Below are 18,802 nucleotides of genomic sequence, written 5' to 3' on the forward strand. Positions count from 1 at the left end.
GGGAGGTGACGCATTAAAGGTCAGTGATTTCCTTGTGGCGCGGCACCAGCGTCTTCATCACGCTCCAGGCCACCAGGTACGCCAGCGCACAGATCGCGAACATGATCATGTAGCCCGTATGGATATCGTTGATCGACTTGTAGTAGTCGAACACCCAACCGCCGATCTTGGTCATCACCACGCCGCCCAGGCCGCCGGCCATGCCGCCAATGCCGACCACCGAGGCCACGGTTTTCTGCGGGAACATGTCGGACACGGTGGTGAAGATATTGCACGACCACGCCTGGTGCGCCGAAGCACCCACACCGATCAGCAACACCGGCACCCAGAAGCTGATATAGCCGAACGGCTGCGCCAGCAGCACCACCAGCGGGAACAGGGCGATGATCAACATCGCTTTCATGCGCCCGTCATATGGCGCGTCGCCCCGGGCCATGAAGTAGCTGGGGAACCAGCCGCCACCGATGCTGCCGACCATGGTCATGCTGTACAGCACCGCCAGCGGCATCACGATATCGGCGCCTTTCATGCCGTATTGCGCCGACAGGTACGTGGGCAGCCAGAACAGGAAGAACCACCACACGCCGTCTGTCATGAACTTGCCGAAGGCGAACGCCCACGTCTGGCGGTAGGTCAGCAGCTTGAACCACGAAACTTTTTTCCCCACCGCACCAGTAGGCGCCGGGCTGAATGCCTGTACGGTCTCGTCACTGCGGATGTAGGCCAGTTCCGCCGCCGACAGGCGCTTTTGCCGCTCGGGTTTCTCGTAGAGCGCGATCCACACCGCCACCCACACAAAACCCAGCGCACCAATCACGATAAACGCCGCTTCCCAGCCCCAAAGACCGGCGATCAACGGTACACAAATCGGTGCCAGGATCGCGCCAACGTTGGCGCCGGAGTTGAAGATGCCGGTGGCGAATGAGCGTTCTTTCTTCGGGAAGTATTCGGCCGTGGCCTTGATCGCAATCGGAAAGTTACCCGCCTCGCCAATCGCCAATACCGCACGGGACAGCATGAAACCGGCAATGGACACCGGAATCACCGCCAAGCCAATCGCCCCGCTGACAGCGGCGATGCCCTCGCCCATCGGCACCGAGAACGCATGCATGATGGCGCCCGTGGACCAGATGCCAATCGCCACCACATAGGCGGTCTTGGTGCCGATCTTGTCGACCAGGCGCCCGGCAAACAGCATGGAGATGGCGTAGACAAACTGGAACACCGCCGCGATGTTCGCGTAGTCGGTGTTGCTCCAGCCAAATTGCGTGGACAGCTGTGGCGCCAGGAGGCTGAGCACCTGGCGGTCGAGGTAGTTGACGGTGGTGGCAAAGAACAGCATCGCGCAGATGGTCCAGCGATAGTTGCCTACCGCCTGGCCAACGCGCTGGGCGTTGATGGGCTCGTTCAAGTTCATGGCATCACTTTTTTATTTTTGTTAGATAGGACATACGTAACGTCATATGTCGTCGTACAACTACGACTTTTATAGCGGGCCGCTTATGGGCTGTCAATCTGAAAGATTGCGGTTTGTTGAGGTATGTGATGCCCTGGGCAAAAGCAGTTGTAGGATGACAATCCCAATTCACTCGACACCGCTTTGACTGTGGGAGCTGGCTTGCCTGCGATGCAGGCGCCTCGGTCTGTCAGCTAAACCGCAGCGATGCCATCGCAGGCAAGCCAGCTCCCACATTCGATCGGCGTTGTTATTGCGCCTTTTCAATAAAAAACACGCAATCGGGTGAATTATTTCGTGTCCGCTTGTATCTGACCTTTCAGAGCGGTGCCATCGCGGCGATGGCACCTCCCCTGTTCAGATTTAGAGTGGTCCCCATGAAAGCTCGCAAGAAACGCGTCAACCCCATCGGATTGAAAAGACATCACCATTGTCGATGACACCAAGATGCGCAAGGCGATCACCGCTGCCGCATTGGGCAATGCCATGGAATGGTTCGACTTTGGCGTCTACGGGTTCGTCGCCTATGTGCTCGGCAAGGTGTTCTTTCCCGACGCCTCCCCTAGCGTGCAGATGATTGCCGCGCTGGGCACCTTCTCCGTACCGTTCCTGATCCGCCCGCTGGGTGGCCTGTTCTTTGGTGCGCTCGGCGATAAATACGGGCGGCAAAAAGTCCTCGCCGCCACCATCGTCATCATGTCCCTGAGCACCTTTGCCATCGGCCTGATCCCCGGATACGCCACGATTGGCATCTGGGCACCGATCCTGCTGTTGCTGTGCAAAATGGCCCAGGGTTTCTCGGTGGGCGGTGAGTACACCGGTGCGTCGATCTTCGTGGCCGAGTACGCACCCGACCGCAAGCGCGGCTTCCTTGGCAGCTGGCTCGACTTCGGCTCCATCGCCGGTTTTGTCCTTGGCGCGGGCGTGGTGGTGCTGATCTCCAGCGTGCTGGGCGAAGAGCAATTTGAATCGTGGGGCTGGCGCATGCCGTTCTTCCTCGCCCTGCCCCTGGGCATCATCGGCCTGTACCTGCGTCACGCCCTGGAAGAAACCCCGGCGTTCCAGCAGCACATGGACAAGCTCGAACAAGGCGACCGCGAAGGCCTCAGCCACGGCCCCAAAGTGTCCTTCAAGGAAGTCGCGACCAAGCACTGGCGCAGCCTGTTGACCTGCATCGGCATCGTCGCCGCGACCAACGTGACGTACTACATGCTGCTCACCTACATGCCGAGCTACCTGTCCCATAACCTGCATTACAAAGAAAACAGCGGCGTGCTGATCATCATCGCCATCATGGTCGGCATGCTGTTCGTGCAACCGTTCATTGGTTTTGTCAGTGACAAGATCGGCCGCAAGCCCTTCATCATCGCCGGCAGCATTGGCCTGTTGGTGCTGTCGATCCCGGCCTTCATGCTGATCACCAGCGGCAAGATCGGCCTGATCTTCGCCGGGCTGCTGATCCTCGCCATCGTGCTGAACTTCTTTATCGGCGTGATGGCCTCGACCCTGCCCGCGATGTTCCCTACCCACCTGCGCTACAGCGCGCTGGCCAGTGCGTTCAACGTCTCGGTATTGATCGCCGGCCTGACCCCGACGGCAGTGGCCTGGCTGGTGGAAAGCACCAACGACCTGTACATGCCGGCCTACTACCTGATGGTGTTTGCCGTGGTCGGCCTGATCACCGGCCTGACCATGAAGGAAACCGCCAACAAACCCCTGCGCGGCGCAGCACCGGCGGCGTCGGACATGGCCGAAGCCAAGGAGCTGTTGCAGGAGCATCACGACAATATCGAGCAGAAGATCGAAGACATCGATGCCGAGATTGCCGAACTGGAAGCCAAGCGCGAGAACCTGGTGCAGCAGCATCCGCGGATTAACTAAGCGGATCGATACTGTCAAAAGCCACCAGGACAGACACCCACCTGTGGCGAGGGAGCTTGCTCCCTCGCCACAGGTACACTGGTCCTTCTGAACTGGGTTCGCCCTACCTGAAAAACTGACTCGGCGTCTTGCCAAACTGTTTCTTGAACATGCTGGTAAAGGCGCTGGGGCTTTCATAGCCCAGCTCCAGGGCCACGTCGATAATCTTCTCCCCCACCGCAATGCGCTCCAGCGCCAACAACAAGCGCGCCTGCTGGCGCCATTGGCCGAAGGTCATGGCGGTTTCCTTGCGGAACAGCCGTTGGATGGTTTTCTGGTCCAGGCCCAGACGTTCACTCCAATCGGCCACGGTGGAGGCGTCGCCCGGGTCGTCCTGTAATGCCTGGCAGATCTGCTGAATGCGCAAGTCAGCCGGCTGCGGCAACGAGAGCGGCAACGCCGGCAGCAGCGCGAGTTCATCAAGGATCAGGTGCATGATCCGCGCATCCCGCGAGTCTTCGGCATACGGCGGTTTCAGGCTCACCGACGCCTTGATCAACTCACTCAGCAACGGCGAGATACTCACCGCCTTGGTTTCACTCGGCAAGTTGGGGAACGCGTCGGGGCGCACAAACACGCTGCGCATTTTCAATGCCCCTACGCACCGCAGCGAGTGAACCTGCCCGCACGGCATCCAGAACCCCCGGTTGGACGGCACCGTCCACTGGCTTTGTGCCGAGTGCACGACCATCACGCCTTCGATGGCGTAGAGTAATTGGTGCTTCTCATGACTGTGCTCGGGGATCACCCAGTTCTCGGGGTAGTCGGTGGCCGAACTGATCACGGCCCAGTCACCTTCGTCGATTTCCTGTAGAAATTTATCCAGTGATTTGATCATTTCGCCCTTTTTGCGATGATTGCTGCCCGAATTTCGCGAGACAGGCATTTTCGGCAAATCTAGCATGAACACCGAATCATTTTGAAATAGATGGCGAGCTCAAGTACTCGCCACCCTGTATGGAATGCCTGCATGTCGACCCTGACCGCGTCACCCGCTACTGCCACCACTACGCCCCAAGCCAGCCCCTTGGTCATGCGCATTCTCGGCGCCTGCGCCCTGGCGCACCTGATCAATGACCTGATCCAGGCCGTGCTGCCGTCGATCTACCCGATGCTCAAGGCCAACTACGGCCTGAGCTTTGCCCAGGTCGGCCTGATCACACTGACCTTCCAGCTGACCGCTTCCCTGCTGCAACCGTGGATCGGCTACCACACCGACCGCCATCCCAAACCGTGGCTGCTGCCGGCCGGCATGGTCTGTACCTTGATCGGCATCCTGATGCTGGCGTTTGTCGGCAGCTTCCCGGCGATCCTGCTCGCCGCCGGCCTGGTGGGCGTGGGTTCCTCGACCTTCCACCCGGAAACCTCGCGCGTTGCGCGCCTGGCGTCGGGCGGTCGCTTTGGCCTGGCGCAATCGACCTTCCAGGTCGGCGGCAACACCGGCAGCGCCCTCGGTCCGCTGCTCGCGGCGGCGATCATCATTCCCTACGGCCAGGGCCATGTGGCCTGGTTCGGCCTGTTTGCGGTGTTTGCCATCCTGGTGCTTTACGGTTTGAGCCGCTGGTATCGCAACCACCTCAGCCTGTTCAAGCTCAAGCAAGGCGGCAAAGCCACCCATGGCTTGTCCAAGGGCCGCGTGACCTTTGCCTTGGTGATACTGGCCGTGCTGGTGTTCTCCAAGTACTTCTACATGTCCAGCCTCACCAGCTACTTCACCTTCTACCTGATCGAGAAGTTCCACCTGTCGGTGGCCAGTTCGCAGATGTATCTGTTCCTGTTCCTCGGTGCAGTGGCCGTGGGCACCTTTGCCGGTGGGCCGATTGGCGACAAGATCGGCCGCAAGAAAGTCATCTGGTTCTCGATCCTCGGCGCCGCGCCGTTCACCCTCGCCCTCCCCTACGTCGACCTGTTCTGGACCGCCGTGCTCAGCGTGGTGATCGGCTTTATCCTCGCCTCGGCCTTCTCCGCCATCGTGGTGTTCGCCCAGGAACTGGTGCCCGGCAACGTCGGCATGATCGCCGGGATCTTCTTCGGCCTGATGTTCGGCTTCAGCGGGATTGGCGCGGCGCTGCTCGGTCTGCTCGCGGATAACCACGGCATCGAGTATGTCTACACGCTGTGTTCGTTCCTACCGCTGGTGGGCATCCTGACGATATTGCTGCCCTCGACCAAAGGCGTGTGAACCACCGATCATCGGCATGGCTGAATGCCATGACGATGAGTGTTCTGAAAACCTGCGTGTGCGCTTACAATCCCGGTTTAAACGCACACCAGGCAGACCCGGCTAGACATGACGCTCGACCCTCCTACGATTTTGGCCCTCACCGTGGCCCTGGCCGCCGCTGCTGCCCTGTACCTGGCCGTTGAATGGCGCAGCGTGCGCGAACCGTCGCTGCTGTGCTGGAGCGCCGGTTTCGCGACCATCAGCATCGGCTCCACCCTCGCCTTGCTGCGCAGCAGCGGCTTTCTGATGATCGGCATCTGGTTCGCCAATGGCTTGCTGGTGATCGCCCACTTCCTGTTCTTGCTCGGCGTGGCACGGTTCACCCAGGCGCGGCTGTCACGCTGGTGGCTGCTGATGCCCGTCGTGTGGCTGGGCATGTTGCTGTTGCCGGCTGACTTGCCGTGGTCCAAAGCCATGCTGGCGGTGCAGTCCCTGCTGGTGGCGGCGCCGACCTTGTGTGCCAGCAGCCTGCTGCGGCCCCACGGCAAGTCATTGAGCATCGGCGCGGTGCAACTGCGCTATGTGCTGCTGATCCACGGCTCGTTCTATGTGGCCAAGGCGCTGTCGGTGTTGATCCCCGGCACCTTGATCGACCTGGCGGCGTTCAAGGGCGAGATCATCCAGGTGTCCCTGGTGGAAGGCGCGATGGCGATCATGCTGATCGCGTTGTCGATGACCGGCTCGGAGCGCTATCGCCGCGAACAACAGATCGCCCGCCTCGCCGCCCGCGACCCGCTGACCGCCCTCTACAACCGCCGCGCCCTGGATCTGCGCGCGCCGCGCTTGCTGGCCCAGGTGTCCCCGGCCCGTCCGGGCGCGCTGCTGCTGATCGACATCGACAACTTCAAGCCGGTGAATGACCTTTACGGCCACATCGCCGGCGACCGTCTGCTGATCGCCTTGAGCGAGATGATCCGCGCGGTCGTGCCCCGTGGCGCACTGGTAGCGCGCTTGGGTGGCGATGAATTTGTGATCCTGCTGCACCCGGCCTCCACGGAACAGATCGTCGACCTCGGCAGCCGCCTGCGCGGGCAATTTTTTCAATTCACCTCGCAAACCTTTGCGACCCCGACAGCGGTGACCCTGAGCATCGGTGCCAACCTGTTCGACCAGCCGCCGGCGAGCCTGACGGAATTGATCGAACACGGGGACACCGCGCTGTATGAAACCAAGCGCGGTGGGCGTGACAGCATTCGGTTGGTGGATCGCACCGGAGCGAGTTCGTTTGGCTAATCGTCGCTGAGGGTGATTTTCACCCTACAGCGACCACCTCTGCACCATCCCTACCTATCCAACTGACTTTTCCTAAGTGATGGCCGGAAGCGTCCGACTGTACTTCGAATATCCAAATTATCAGGGTAACTGCGCAATAAACGCACGTTTACTGACTGCATAAAAAGGACATTTTGAATGAGTGACGGACACTTCATTGGCTTGGGTGACAAAACCACCTGCGGCGGGAAAGTCCTGGATGGCGACCCCAGCATAAACATCTATGGCCTCCTCCACGCCTGTGAGGGCGACCGCGTGACCTGTGGAAAGCACCCGGGCATATATAAAATACTCGGCGGTATTTCACACATGAACAGCCATGGCAGGCTGATGGCCGGCACGCTGGACAGCTTCAGCAGCTGCCCCTGTCGAGCCCGATTCGTTCCCTCGGTCTACACGGCGATCTACCGCAACGAAAGCTACGAACGGCCGGCCATGAGACGCGCCGCTGAACCGGCGCCAGTGGCTCAGGCCCGCAGCTCGGCGGCACAGAATCAGTCGACGTACCGTCCTTCGAGTCATTGGACGCCCTCTGCGCTTAACAGCCCACAAGGTGTAGAACCCGGCTTCTATATCGTGCCCCAAAGCACGACCCGAGAAGCGCTGGAAGCCACGTTATTTCCAACGCCAGACCCAGCGGTAATGGCCAGGTTCCGAACACTCAACCCGCGAACAGACAACGTTAAAGCCGGCTCAATGATCGTGCTTAGCGATCCAAACAATTTTCAATGCAACAAAGAAGAAAACCAGTTACAGGAAGCAGCGGCACTCACCCATGACGCCATAGACCCTCTGAGTGCAGCCGATGCGGACTTCATGATGCGCCATCGCGAGCAGATCCAAAGTTTCCTGGCCCACAGTTCAACCGCTATCGGAGCGGGTGAAACCATGCTCGCGAGGAATCTGGATAGCTTGAAAACAATCTTGCAAGAGATCGAAGCCCTGCACCAAAAAGCATTCCTCAAGGACGGCCACTTACGATCACCCGAATTCTTCGCCGAACGCAAAAACCTGCTGGCCCGGCTTGATACCCACCTCACTTCCCTAACCCGCAGAAGCGCCGGCATCCCCGACCATCCCAACCTGAAAACCGCGCTGGGGATATCAAGCCGTAGCCTTGTTCATCGGTGGACACAGGCCGGGGCACCGGGCCAGATACCTGGCTATGCGAGCCACATCCAACAGTTGGCGAAAGCTTCGACGGTGATCAAACATGGAGGCTGGGTCGGTACAGCCATTGGCGGTGGGGCTTCTTATATGAAGGTGAAAAACGTGTGTTCTGCGGGTAACCAAGAAGCCTGCGAGAAGATCAAGTTTACGGAAACGGGTAGTTTTGTTGGCAGCGTTGGTGGGGGCGCGATCACGGGGGCGCTTTTATCGGGTTCGACCGTCACCGCAATATGTATTGCCCTCGGCGTGCCCACTGCTGGTGTTGCGAGCTTGGCATGTGCTGTCGTCGTCGTTGGAGCTGCCTCCGTCACCGCTGGAGTTGTAGGCGGGGCAACGGGTGAGCGGATAGGGGAAAAGATTTATGAGGCCGTTAAATGAGCCTGGGCGTAGGCGACAAGGTGTTTTTGGTTATTGCCTTGGCAGACTTTGCCGGTATTTTTCTATGGATTGGTATTTGTCTGCACCTTGCCTATACAAAAATGGACTTCATTCTGGAACACCTGAAAAACAGTTCGGCAATCACAGTCAGGGCGCCGTTGCGGCATGGGGGGCCCTTGGGGAAATTGCTGTTGATCGGCGGCATCTCTGGAGTCGTCACCTTTCCAAGGATCCACATCAAAAGAGGAACGCTGAGTACCGCAGATCTCGCAGGTTTTCCAGTCGCGCTCAAACTTAAATTCATGCGGCTGCAATGGAGCGCGTTCGGGCTGATAGCGGTCATGATGACCTTTGGCATAGCCATTAAGCTCGGATTGCTTTAACCGCGACTCGTAGCATCAAGGGAAATGGGGCCCTTCCCCATTTCCCCACTGCCACCTACCACTAAAGATCGTAACTCACCGCCACACTGCGCCCACTCTTCACCGACTCCAGCGCGCAATCCGCCAGGTGCAACGCATACAAACCGTCGCGCATGTTGGTGGGCAGCGGCTGGCCGCTGTTCAGCGCATCAATGAACTGCGTCAGCTCATTGCGATAAGCATCCGCATACCGCTCCAGGAAAAAATGCTGCAACGGTTCCAGCGCTTCGGTGTGCTCTGCGCTCCAGTGGCGCAAGGTACTGGGCCGATGGTTATCGGTGAGCAGCACGCCGCTGGCGCCCGAAACTTCGACGCGCTGGTCGTAGCCATACACCGCCTGGCGGCAGCAGTTGATATGGCATTGCTTGCCCGAGGCGGTGCGCAGCAGCACCATCACGCTGTCGTAATCGTCGATCTCGGCCAGGCTGGGGTCCACCAGGCGGCTGGCGATGGCGCTGACTTCCACCGGTTCTTCGCCGAGCAGATGGCGCGCGGTGTCGAAGTCGTGGATGGTCATGTCGCGCAGGATGCCGCCGGAGTGCGCCAGGTAGTCACGCGGGGCCAGGCCGGGGTCGCGGCTGGTGATGATCACCTGGCGCACGGCGCCGATCTGCCCGGCATCCAGGGCTTGGCGCAGGCGCAGCATGTCGGGGTCGAAACGCCGGTTGAAGCCGAGCATCACCTGGCCTCCCTGGCGCTCCACGGCCTTGGCCGCGCTGCGCGCCTTGGCGATATCGAGGTCGATGGGCTTTTCACAAAGCACCGCCTTGCCCGAAGCCACCGCCGCCAGCAGCAGGTCGATATGGGTGTCGGTGGGTGTGCCGATGACCACGGCGTCGATATCGTCACGGCTGAGCACGGCGGCGCAATCGTAAGCCGCCTCGCAGCCCAGTTGCGTGCTCAGCGCATCGACCCCCTCGCGCCAGGGATCGGCCACCAGCACCAACGTGGCGTTCGGGTGAGCGGCGACATTGGCGGCGTGGATCTTGGCGATGCGCCCGGCACCTAGAACGGCGATTCGTAGCATGATGAACACTCCTGGTTTTGTTGTTGGGCAGAGATTCAGTCCGGCAGGTTGAACGGCGTGACGATCTGCACCTGTGACGGCGCAATCGGCCCGGCCTTCCACAGCCGATGAAATTGCAGGATGTGCAGGAACACGCTGCGCGCGTCGATCTGCAGGTTGTGGTCGATGATTGCGGCGACTTTTTCTTCACGCAGCAGCTGGCGGTTTTCTTCGTCGAGGTCGTGGCCGATAAACACGTCCAGTGGGCGTCCGAGGGCGGCGAAGGCATCGACAATCGCACGGTTGCCGCCGCCGACGCTGTACACCGCCTTCAACTCGGGATGCTGTTTCAGCGCCTGGGTCACGCGTGCGAAGGTGCGGTCGTAAACGCCATATCCGCCGCAGATGTCCAGTACCCGCAAGTGCGCCGCACGCCCACGCAACCAGGCGCGAAAACCCATTTCACGCTCTTCTTCGCCACGGAACAGCTCGCTGCCAATCACCACAGCGACGTCCTGGGCAACTGCCGGCAACCAACGCGACATCAGGTACGCAGCGGTCTGCCCAGCCGTGCGGTTGTCCATGCCGACGTAGCCGATGCGCTCGCTTTGCGGCAGGTCTGTCACCAGCGTCACCACCGGAATGCCCGCCGCAATCAGCTGCTTGACCGCCTGGTTCACCGCCGGTTCATCGGCGGCCTTGAGCACCACGCCCTGGCTGCCGGTGTCGAGACAGCGCAGCAGTTGGTCGTGCATGGCCTGAGGTTCGATCTCTTCGAACAGGTGAAAACGCGGAGCAATCCGAAACGGCGCCAGACTGGCCAGTTGCGCGACGATGGCCGCCTGCACCGCTGCACTGAAGCGCTTGGGCGTGTGCATGATCACGTCAACATGAAAGGTACGGCCAACCGCCAGGCCGTTTTTTTCCTGGGACTCCAGCTCATCTCCAACGCCTGCTCGATGCGCCGCCGGGTCTGCGCATGCACGCTGCCGCGCTGATGCAGCACACGATCGACCGTGGCTTTGCTGACGCCCGCCTGGGTCGCGAGTTGCTTGATGGAGAAGTGTTTTGCGCGTTCGAGCATGCGGTTGGCCTGAGGTGTTTTTGAGGTCTTATTTGGGCGTTACTGAGGTTTCGCAATGCTAGTCTCAGTTTTGCCCGGCGTCGAGCCGGGCGATGCACAACAACAAAAATCAGGAGAACTGCATGCCTAACACCGATCTCGCCACCACGTTCAGCGGCCAATACTTTGTCGTCACCGGCAGCACCCAAGGCCTCGGCGCCGCTGTCGCGCATACCCTGGCGCAGCGCGGCGCCGCCGGCCTGATCATCTGCGGGCGGCGCCGCGCCCAGGGCGAGGAGCAGGTGCGGCAGTTGGCCCAGCTGGATTGCCAGGCGTTTTTCGTCGAGGCGGACCTGGAGAAGGTCGAGGATTGCCGGGCGATCATCGACGCGGCGCGCACCCACTTCGGCACCTTGCACGGCTTGGTGAACTGCGCCGGCATGTCGGATCGCGGCACCATCCTCGACACCTCGCCGGAGCTGTTCGACAAGCTGTTTGCGGTGAATGTGCGGGCGCCATTTTTCCTTATGCAGGAAGCGCTGAAGTTGATGATCAGTAAAGGTGTGGAAGGCGCTGTGGTGAATATCCAGAGCGTCACCGGGCATGGCGGGCAATCCTTCTTGAGCGCGTATGCGGCGTCGAAGGGCGCGCTGGCGATCCTCACCAAGAACGTCGCGTTCAGTGCGCTGCGCAACCGTATCCGCGTCAACGGTTTGAACATCGGATGGATGGACACGCCCCACGAAGACGACATCCAGCGCCAGTACCACGGCGCCCAGGACGGCTGGCTGGCAGAGGCCGAAAGCGCACAGCCGTTCGGACGCCTGCTCAAGCCCGAGGAAGTGGCGCGCAGCGTGGCGTTTTTGCTGTCCAGCGAATCGGGGATGATGACCGGCTCGGTGATCGACCTGGAACAAGGCGTGGTCGGCTGCACCGACGGCGGCAGCCCACAACCGCACCAGGCCTTGAGCCTGCCAGGGGGTGTGTGATGTCGGCGTTTGTCAGCGCTGAGGCCGTGTGCCTGGCGGACTTCAGCCAGCTTTGTGCGCAACAGGCGCGGGCCGAGGATTACCCGCTGTGCCAGGAGGTGCTGAGCAATGTGCCGATCTATCAGGCCCAAACCCTGCGCAACAGCGACCGCCGCAGCGTGATGAACGAACTGCACCGGCTGTTCCGTGACGGGCCGGGGGTGATGGTGGTGCGCCGGGCCTATGAAGATTTGGAAGTGGTGGACCGGCACAGCCAGGTGTTCGAGGCGATCTTTGCCAATGAGGCCGCTCAAGGCGTGGCCGCCGACCACTTTGCCAAGGCGGGCAGCAACGGGCGCATCTGGAACTCGTTGCAGAAGGCCGCGTTGCAGTCGCCCGAGTCGTTTGTCGAGTACTACGCCAACCCGCTGCTGGGGCTGATTGCCGAAGCGTGGCTGGGGCCGAGTTTTCAGGTCACGGCGCAGGTCAACGTGGTGCATCCCGGCGGCCAGGCGCAGCAGCCGCACCGGGATTACCACCTGGGTTTCCAGACCAATGACGTGGTGGAACGCTTTCCCCTGCCGTTGCACGTGCTGTCCCAGTATCTGACGCTGCAAGGCGCGGTAGCCCACACGGATATGCCACTGGAAACCGGGCCGACCCAACTGCTGCCGTTCTCCCAGCAATACGCCCTGGGTTACCTGGCGTGGCGCCGCGAAGAGTTTATCGACTACTTCCAGCAACACGCCGTGCAGTTGCCGCTGAACAAGGGCGACCTGCTGTTCTTCAACCCGGCGCTGTTCCATGCCGCCGGCACCAACCGCACCGCCGACCGCCAGCGCATGGCCAACCTGCTGCAAATTTCCTCGGCGTTCGGCAAACCCATGGAAGCCCTCGACCGCGACCGCATGATGCTCGCGGTGTACCCAGCGTTGCTGGCCAATCCGTCCCTGGATGTCGAGGCCGTGATCGCTTGTACGGCGGACGGTTATGCCTTCCCCACCAACCTCGACACCGACCCACCGCTCAAAGGCCTGGCCCCGCAAACCGGGCAACAACTGATGCAACAGGCACTCAGCGAAGGCTGGCCGCCCTCGGACTTTGCCGCGGCGGTGGCGCAGATGCGCGCCAAGCGCCAGGCCTGAATCACCCCTGCTTTAACAACAACAATAACAGCGGAGCAAAACCATGAAGAAGCACCTCCTTGCGGCACTGTTTACCCTCGCCGTCACACCGTGGGCGCTGGCCGATATCCGTATCGGCGTGAGCATCGCCCAAGTCGATGATGTATTCCTCGCGCAGATGCGCGACTACATGGCCGCCCACGCCAAGGAGTTGCCCGGCGTGACCCTGCAATTCGAAGATGCCCAGGGCGATGTGGTGCGCCAGCTCAACCAGGTGCAGAACTTCACCGCCCAGGGCATGGATGCGATCATCGTCAACCCGGTGGACACTGCCGCCACGGCGAAGATGAGCAGCAACGCCCAGCAGGCCAAGACCCCGCTGGTCTACGTCAACCGCCGCCCGGATGCCCAGCAACTGCCGCCGGGTGTCGGTTATGTGGGCTCGGATGAGGTCAAGGCCGGGGAGATCCAGATGCGCTACCTGGCCGAGAAAATGGGTGGCAAGGGCAACCTGGCGATCATGCTCGGGCTGCTGTCCAACAACGCCACCCACAACCGCACACTGGGGGTGAAGACCGTGCTCAAGGAGTACCCGGATATCAAGATCGTCGAAGAACAAACTGCGGAATGGCAGCGCAACAAGGCAATCGACCTGATGAACAACTGGATCGTCTCCGGGCGCAAGATCGACGCAGTGGCGGCGAACGCCGATGAAATGGCGATTGGCGCCGCCATGGCCATCAGCCAGGCCGGCATGCAACCGGGCAAGGACATCCTCGTGGCCGGCAGCGACGGCGGCCCAGCCGGGTTGGACGCGGTGAAAAAGGGCCAACTGCTGGTGACGGTGTACCAGGACAACAAGGGCCAGGCGGTGGGCTCGATTGATCTGGCGGTGAAGATGGTGAAGAAGGAACCGTACACGGCTGAACTGACGATTCCGTATCAGCAGATCACCAAGGACAACTACCAGGCGTTCCTCAACCCCTAAGCTCGAACGCTCCCACATCTTGACTTGTGAACCCGCTCAAATGTGGGAGCTGGCTTGCCTGCGATGACGGCAGCACTGGCAACATCTCTACCAGCAGCTCCGCCGCCATCGTAGCCTCGCCAAGGCTCGACAACTCCCACACTTGATCGGTGGTGTTCTCCACAATCCTGGCTCCGAGGCCGAACAGGCATGCCACACCCACGCCATAGGCCAGGGTGCGCCAGGGTTGCCATCCCATCAGATACGCCAAGGTATGCACCACCCGCGCCAAGGTGAACACACCGAACAGCCACAGGGTCGCAGCGCTGTCAATCTGCTGCGCGACACACAACCCGCCCAGTACAAAAAACAGCGGGATATTTTCCAGGTCATTCGCCCACGCCTTCGTCGCCCTGCCGACTTGCGGCAGCTCCTCGCGCTGCGCGCTGCGCTTGAAAAACGCCGCATCCTCACGATTGGTAAACGCCCGCCCCCGTAGACGGAAATATCCCTGATAACAGGAAATCGCGAACATCTTCAGACACAGCACCAACACGCATACCGCATAGGCCGGTAAAAGATCATTCATCCCTGAACCCCTTCACCACGATGTAAAGCATCGGCCCCACCGACACAAACACCGCCGTCAGCAAGATATAAGGTAGCGCCGAGCGCCCTCGCCCACGCGCATCCCGATACATCCACACACACGCCAGCGCCGCCATCAAATACAGGTCAATCACCACCTGCGCCGTGTCCGGCCGTGCCATCAATTCCCGCCCAAACGCCAGCAGCGACTGCTCGGCCGTCAGCATCGTGAACAGGGTATACAGGGTAAATCCCAGCAAACCGGCCAGGGCTATGTAGGGTCTTTTCATGGTCTCGTCCTTGGAATGATCAAGGCCCACGTTAGTGATAAGGTTGCGCCCCTCGCAATGACCTCGGAGGTCATGAACCGCTCATGGACAACCCTGCTACCGCCGGCGAACAGCTGCGCCAATTGCGCCGCCAGGCCAAGCTCAGCCAACTCGACCTGGCCCTGATCACCGGGGTTTCCCAGCGCCATCTCAGTTGCCTTGAAACCGGCCGCGCCAAACCCAGCCCGGCCACGTTGCACAATCTGCTGACAGCGTTGGAAACGCCGCTGGAGCAGTGCAACCGCGTCTTCCTCGCCGCCGGTTTCGCCCCGCGCTACGGCGCCACGCCGCTTGACGCGCCGTCCATGACGGCGATTCGCGAAGCCGTCAGCCATGTGCTGCACGCCAACAATCCCGCGCCGGCGATCCTGCTGGGCAGCCAGTGGGAGGTGTTGGCCGCCAACGCGAGTACCAGCGTGTTGTTTGGCTTGGTGGGCATCCCGCCTGATGCGGCCGCTGGCTTGAACCTGCTGGGCACCCTGCTGCAACCCGGCGGCCTCGGCGATCACCTGATCAATAGCGAAGAGATCCGCACCCTCGCCTGGCAACGGGCTACCCGCGAAGCATTGAGCAATCCCGGGCTGGCGGCCTTACTCGCAGATTTACCCGCGCCAACGGGCAGCGAGCTGCCACGGGAAATGCCGCCCCTGGTGCTGACCCGCATCCGCTCAAGCCAGGGCGAGCTGAACTTCCTGTCCACCTTCACCACCTTTGGCATGCCCCAGGACATCACCCTCACCTCCTTGCGTATCGAACATCTGATTCCAGCCGACCCACACACCTGGCAGATAATGCGCACCGCCTATGCGGACTATTCGGCGCTGGTTTTGTGAAATATCTGTACGTAGACTGCCGCCATACCCCCACTTGAAGGCGGCGAAAAAAACGTGATGCAAGTAACCGAAGTCTCCATTGCCCAATTGCGCGCTGCGCTGGAATCCGGCCAGACCACGGCCGTTGAACTGGTCCAGGCGTACCTCGCGCGGATCGAAGCCTATGACGGCCCGCAGACCGCCACCGCGTTGAACACCGTGGTCGTGCGCAACCCGCAAGCCCTTGAAGAAGCCCAGGCGTCCGATGCGCGCCGGGCCAGGGGCGCAACCTTGGGGCCATTGGATGGCATTCCGTACACCGCCAAAGACAGCTACCTGGTCAAGGGCCTGACGGCAGCATCCGGCAGCCCGGCCTTTGCCAAGCTGGTCGCGCACCGCGATGCCTTCACCATCGAGCGCCTGCGTGCCGGTGGGGCGATCTGCCTGGGCAAGACCAATATGCCGCCGATGGCCAACGGCGGCATGCAGCGCGGGCGTGTATGGCCGCGCCGAAAGCCCCTACAACGCCAACTACCTGACCGCACCGTTTGCCTCTGGCTCGTCCAACGGTGCCGGCACCGCCACCGCCGCAAGCTTTGCGGCGTTCGGTTTGGCGGAAGAAACCTGGTCCAGCGGGCGCGGCCCGGCGTCCAACAATGGCCTGTGTGCCTACACCCCGTCCCGTGGGGTGATTTCGGTACGTGGCAACTGGCCGCTGACGCCAACCATGGACGTGGTCGTGCCCTACGCGCGCACCATGGCTGACCTGTTGGAAGTGCTCGACGTGGTGGTCGCCGAAGACCCCGACACCCGAGGCGACCTGTGGCGCCTGCAACCCTGGGTGCCGATCCCCAGCGTCGCGTCGGTACGCCCGTCGTCCTACGCGGAACTGGCGGTGGATGCCGCCGCCCTGACCGGCAAGCGCTTCGGCGTGCCGCGCATGTACATCAACGCCGATGCCGACGCTGGCACCAGCGAGAAACCCGGCATCGGCGGCCCCACCGGGCAAAAGATCAACACCCGCGCCACGGTGATCGACCTGTGGCAGGCCGCGCGCCAAGCGTTGGAAGCGGCCGGTGCCGAAGTCATCGAGGTGGATTTCCCGCTGGTGTCCAACTGCGAAGGCGACCGCCCCGGCGCACCGACGGTGTTTACCCGTGGCCTGGTGTCCAAGGAATTCCTCCACGACGAGTTGTGGGAATTGTCCGCGTGGGCCTTCGACGATTTCCTGCGTGCCAACGGCGACCCGAGCCTCAACCGCCTGGCGGATGTGGACGGGCCGAACATCTTCCCCCACGACCCCGGCACCTTGCCTAACCGTGAAGACGACCTCGCCGCCGGCATGGACGAATACGTGCGCATGGCCGAGCGCGGCATCACCCCGTGGAACGAAATCAGTACCGTGCCCGATGGCCTGCGCGGCCTGGAGCAAACCCGCCGGCTGGACCTGGAAGACTGGATGGACACGCTTGGCCTCGACGCCGTGCTGTTCCCCACCGTGGCCGACGTGGGCCCGGCGGATGCGGATGTGAACGAAGCGTCGGCGGACATTGCCTGGAGCAATGGCATCTGGGTGGCCAACGGCAACCTGGCGATCCGCCACCTGGGCGTGCCGACGGTCACCGTGCCGATGGGCGTGATGGCGGACATTGGCATGCCGGTCGGGCTGACGTTTGCCGGGCGCGCCTATGACGATTCGGCGTTGCTGCGCTTTGCGGCGGCGTTTGAGGCGACGGGCAGCAAACGCCAGGTACCGCCGCGTACGCCGCCGTTGTAACAGGCCAGACGCGGTAAAAAATGTGGGAGCGGGCTTGCCCGCGATGGCGGTGGGTCAGTTGGCAGATCTTTTGCTGAAAGACCGCTATCGCAGGCAAGCCAGCTCCCACATTATTTGACCGTATTTCAAATCAGGGGATGTAGGGCACCGCAATCAGCAAGATCGCCGTGCCATGGGCCACCGCCGCTGGCAACACGCCATAGCGCATGCGCACCAACGCGCACGCCAAGCCTTCGATCAAGGTAAACAGCAACACCGGCCAACCCAGTTGCGTCACGCTCAACGCCAGGAACGCATGGCACGCCGCAAACGCCACGCCACTGATCAACGCCGCGCGCAGCAGCGTGACGTGTTGTTCCAGATAGCCCTGCAAAAACCCACGGAACAACACTTCCTCCAGTGCGTTGGCGCCAAACGCCAACACCACCATGCCCGGCAACCACACCCAATAACCATGGATAGCCGACGCGTCGATGCCTTGATAAATCCGCAGCGGCACGCCGATCAAGCACCCCACCAGCAGCCCGCACGCCAAGCCAATGCCAGGGCGGCCGAGGGTCCAGCGGATCAACCGCCACAGGTCCGGCGCGGTGCGGGCCAGCAGCATGATCAGCAGCACCGACAGCCAGCCCAGCATCGCCAGCACAAAGGCATTGGCGCTGAAGGCGATCTGCACCTCGCTGCCCAATGCCCACATGCCCAACGGTGTCATCACGTCGCGCATCAGCACGAACGCGGCCAGCAGGATCAGGATGCGCATGGCCGGCAGCGTCTTGGGCGTCAGCGCAAACCACAGGCCGAACAGCAGCAGGCCGGGGGTCAGGTGGCTGGCGTAGTCGACCAGCACCCACATGCCTTCGGTGATCACACGCGCAACTCCTGAGGATCAGGGTTGCGGCGCTGCCATTCATCCACGACATCGCCCAGGTTCTTGGCGATATCGTTGCGAATCCAAGCCATGAAAGGACGATCGAATTTAAACCCCGGGCCGCAGTGTTCCAGCATGAAGCGGCGCACATTCTGGGTGTTTTTGTAGCCAGGGGTGACGGGTGTGGCGCGGGTGAGGGTGTCGCTGTGCCAGTCAAAATCCATTTTGTCGCTCGGGCGCGTTGTTTGGGCGATAACATAGCGATGTGCCATCTAGCCAGGAAGAATCTCCCAGGATTATTTACTGTGTTAGGACGTCATATATGACCAGTCGCCGCTATCACGCCTAATAATTTCAAGATATTTCAAAATTTCACTTTCTTTAAGCCTGACAAATACGGCATGGTTGTACGACGACTAAAGCTGTCGTATTCACCCCACAACAACAAGGAAACACCC

Annotated in this window: 14 protein-coding genes and 4 pseudogenes; 10 read left to right on the forward strand and 8 right to left on the reverse strand. The window is 61.3% G+C overall.

Going from position 1 to position 18,802, the window contains the following annotated elements; all coding sequences use genetic code 11:
- Positions 1 to 13: 13 nt before the first annotated feature.
- The gene (locus tag PSH87_RS14775) at positions 14 to 1,417 is read right to left on the reverse strand and encodes an MFS transporter (RefSeq protein WP_305429979.1); all 1,404 of its coding nucleotides are present in this window, start codon (positions 1,415 to 1,417) and stop codon (positions 14 to 16) included.
- 416 nt (positions 1,418 to 1,833) lie between these two features.
- On the opposite strand from PSH87_RS14775, the pseudogene proP reads away from it, so the two are divergent.
- Positions 1,834 to 3,337, forward strand: a pseudogene (gene proP, locus PSH87_RS14780) (glycine betaine/L-proline transporter ProP).
- 103 nt (positions 3,338 to 3,440) lie between these two features.
- Here the strand turns inward: proP and PSH87_RS14785 are convergent.
- Positions 3,441 to 4,262 carry a helix-turn-helix domain-containing protein gene (locus tag PSH87_RS14785; protein ID WP_026136708.1) on the reverse strand — a complete coding sequence of 274 codons (822 nt, stop codon included), beginning with the start codon at positions 4,260 to 4,262 and terminating at the stop codon, positions 3,441 to 3,443.
- Between the two features lie 84 nt (positions 4,263 to 4,346).
- On the opposite strand from PSH87_RS14785, the gene PSH87_RS14790 reads away from it, so the two are divergent.
- The 4 genes from PSH87_RS14790 (at position 4,347) to PSH87_RS14805 (ending at position 8,803) form a co-directional block, all read left to right on the forward strand.
- Positions 4,347 to 5,558 carry an MFS transporter gene (locus PSH87_RS14790; RefSeq protein WP_305429981.1) on the forward strand — a complete coding sequence of 404 codons (1,212 nt, stop codon included), beginning with the start codon at positions 4,347 to 4,349 and terminating at the stop codon, positions 5,556 to 5,558.
- A 108-nt stretch (positions 5,559 to 5,666) separates the two neighbouring features.
- Positions 5,667 to 6,833, forward strand: coding sequence for a GGDEF domain-containing protein (locus PSH87_RS14795; protein ID WP_305429982.1), 1,167 nt, complete (start codon positions 5,667 to 5,669; stop codon positions 6,831 to 6,833).
- A gap of 177 nt (positions 6,834 to 7,010) precedes the next feature.
- Positions 7,011 to 8,420 (forward strand): PAAR domain-containing protein, encoded by a 1,410-nt coding sequence (locus PSH87_RS14800; protein ID WP_305429983.1) that lies wholly within the window; start codon positions 7,011 to 7,013, stop codon positions 8,418 to 8,420.
- Positions 8,417 to 8,803 carry a hypothetical protein gene (locus PSH87_RS14805; protein ID WP_305429984.1) on the forward strand — a complete coding sequence of 129 codons (387 nt, stop codon included), beginning with the start codon at positions 8,417 to 8,419 and terminating at the stop codon, positions 8,801 to 8,803. The genes PSH87_RS14800 and PSH87_RS14805 overlap by 4 nt, the downstream gene beginning before the upstream one ends.
- A 61-nt stretch (positions 8,804 to 8,864) precedes the next feature.
- Here the strand turns inward: PSH87_RS14805 and iolG are convergent, their stop codons facing one another.
- Entirely contained in the window at positions 8,865 to 9,869 is a 1,005-nt protein-coding gene (iolG, locus tag PSH87_RS14810; protein ID WP_305429986.1) for an inositol 2-dehydrogenase, read from the reverse strand.
- 35 nt (positions 9,870 to 9,904) lie between these two features.
- Positions 9,905 to 10,932, reverse strand: a pseudogene (locus tag PSH87_RS14815) (LacI family DNA-binding transcriptional regulator).
- 122 nt (positions 10,933 to 11,054) lie between these two features.
- On the opposite strand from PSH87_RS14815, the gene PSH87_RS14820 reads away from it, so the two are divergent.
- Genes PSH87_RS14820 through PSH87_RS14830 form a run of 3 tightly spaced genes read left to right on the forward strand, consistent with a single transcriptional unit; the run spans position 11,055 to position 13,991 of the window.
- Positions 11,055 to 11,900, forward strand: coding sequence for an SDR family oxidoreductase (locus tag PSH87_RS14820; RefSeq protein ID WP_017736074.1), 846 nt, complete (start codon positions 11,055 to 11,057; stop codon positions 11,898 to 11,900).
- Positions 11,900 to 13,024 (forward strand): phytanoyl-CoA dioxygenase family protein, encoded by a 1,125-nt coding sequence (locus PSH87_RS14825; RefSeq protein ID WP_305429987.1) that lies wholly within the window; start codon positions 11,900 to 11,902, stop codon positions 13,022 to 13,024. Before PSH87_RS14820 ends, PSH87_RS14825 begins: the two co-directional genes overlap by 1 nt.
- 43 nt (positions 13,025 to 13,067) lie before the next feature.
- The gene (locus PSH87_RS14830) at positions 13,068 to 13,991 is read left to right on the forward strand and encodes a sugar ABC transporter substrate-binding protein (protein ID WP_305429989.1); all 924 of its coding nucleotides are present in this window, start codon (positions 13,068 to 13,070) and stop codon (positions 13,989 to 13,991) included.
- A 178-nt stretch (positions 13,992 to 14,169) separates the two neighbouring features.
- Here the strand turns inward: PSH87_RS14830 and PSH87_RS14835 are convergent.
- Positions 14,170 to 14,559: pseudogene (locus PSH87_RS14835) on the reverse strand (MAPEG family protein); the annotation flags it as partial.
- A complete protein-coding gene (locus tag PSH87_RS14840; RefSeq protein WP_305429990.1) occupies positions 14,552 to 14,848 on the reverse strand; it encodes a DUF2834 domain-containing protein in 297 nt (98 codons plus the stop codon). The pseudogene PSH87_RS14835 and the gene PSH87_RS14840, both read right to left, overlap by 8 nt.
- Positions 14,849 to 14,931: 83 nt before the next feature.
- Between PSH87_RS14840 and PSH87_RS14845 the strand changes: the two genes are divergently transcribed.
- A complete protein-coding gene (locus PSH87_RS14845; RefSeq protein ID WP_017736079.1) occupies positions 14,932 to 15,720 on the forward strand; it encodes a helix-turn-helix domain-containing protein in 789 nt (262 codons plus the stop codon).
- Between the two features lie 54 nt (positions 15,721 to 15,774).
- Positions 15,775 to 17,476, forward strand: a pseudogene (locus PSH87_RS14850) (amidase).
- A 130-nt stretch (positions 17,477 to 17,606) separates the two neighbouring features.
- Here PSH87_RS14850 and PSH87_RS14855 read toward each other — a convergent pair.
- Together PSH87_RS14855 and PSH87_RS14860 are read right to left on the reverse strand one after the other, a co-directional pair.
- Positions 17,607 to 18,344: a CPBP family intramembrane glutamic endopeptidase gene (locus PSH87_RS14855; RefSeq protein ID WP_305429993.1), complete on the reverse strand. Its 738-nt coding sequence runs from the start codon at positions 18,342 to 18,344 to the stop codon at positions 17,607 to 17,609.
- On the reverse strand, positions 18,341 to 18,568 hold the full coding sequence (locus PSH87_RS14860; RefSeq protein ID WP_017736082.1) for a DUF6434 domain-containing protein: 228 nt from the start codon (positions 18,566 to 18,568) through the stop codon (positions 18,341 to 18,343). Before PSH87_RS14860 ends, PSH87_RS14855 begins: the two co-directional genes overlap by 4 nt.
- Between the last annotated feature and the right edge of the window lie 234 nt (positions 18,569 to 18,802).

Origin of the sequence: Pseudomonas sp. FP453, from assembly GCF_030687495.1 — a bacterium.
Classification (GTDB): Bacteria; Pseudomonadota; Gammaproteobacteria; order Pseudomonadales; family Pseudomonadaceae; genus Aquipseudomonas.

Excerpts from the sequence above, each read along its gene's own strand:
- PSH87_RS14840 (WP_305429990.1), bottom strand. The coding sequence starts at position 14,848 with ATGAAAAGACCCTACATAGCCCTGGCCGGTTTGCTGGGATTTACCCTG.
- PSH87_RS14860 (WP_017736082.1), bottom strand. The coding sequence starts at position 18,568 with ATGGATTTTGACTGGCACAGCGACACCCTCACCCGCGCCACACCCGTC.
- PSH87_RS14820 (WP_017736074.1), top strand. The coding sequence starts at position 11,055 with ATGCCTAACACCGATCTCGCCACCACGTTCAGCGGCCAATACTTTGTC.
- PSH87_RS14825 (WP_305429987.1), top strand. The coding sequence starts at position 11,900 with ATGTCGGCGTTTGTCAGCGCTGAGGCCGTGTGCCTGGCGGACTTCAGC.
- PSH87_RS14845 (WP_017736079.1), top strand. The coding sequence starts at position 14,932 with ATGGACAACCCTGCTACCGCCGGCGAACAGCTGCGCCAATTGCGCCGC.
- PSH87_RS14800 (WP_305429983.1), top strand. The coding sequence starts at position 7,011 with ATGAGTGACGGACACTTCATTGGCTTGGGTGACAAAACCACCTGCGGC.
- PSH87_RS14795 (WP_305429982.1), top strand. The coding sequence starts at position 5,667 with ATGACGCTCGACCCTCCTACGATTTTGGCCCTCACCGTGGCCCTGGCC.
- PSH87_RS14775 (WP_305429979.1), bottom strand. The coding sequence starts at position 1,417 with ATGAACTTGAACGAGCCCATCAACGCCCAGCGCGTTGGCCAGGCGGTA.
- PSH87_RS14830 (WP_305429989.1), top strand. The coding sequence starts at position 13,068 with ATGAAGAAGCACCTCCTTGCGGCACTGTTTACCCTCGCCGTCACACCG.
- PSH87_RS14805 (WP_305429984.1), top strand. The coding sequence starts at position 8,417 with ATGAGCCTGGGCGTAGGCGACAAGGTGTTTTTGGTTATTGCCTTGGCA.
- PSH87_RS14785 (WP_026136708.1), bottom strand. The coding sequence starts at position 4,262 with ATGCCTGTCTCGCGAAATTCGGGCAGCAATCATCGCAAAAAGGGCGAA.
- PSH87_RS14790 (WP_305429981.1), top strand. The coding sequence starts at position 4,347 with ATGTCGACCCTGACCGCGTCACCCGCTACTGCCACCACTACGCCCCAA.
- iolG (WP_305429986.1), bottom strand. The coding sequence starts at position 9,869 with ATGCTACGAATCGCCGTTCTAGGTGCCGGGCGCATCGCCAAGATCCAC.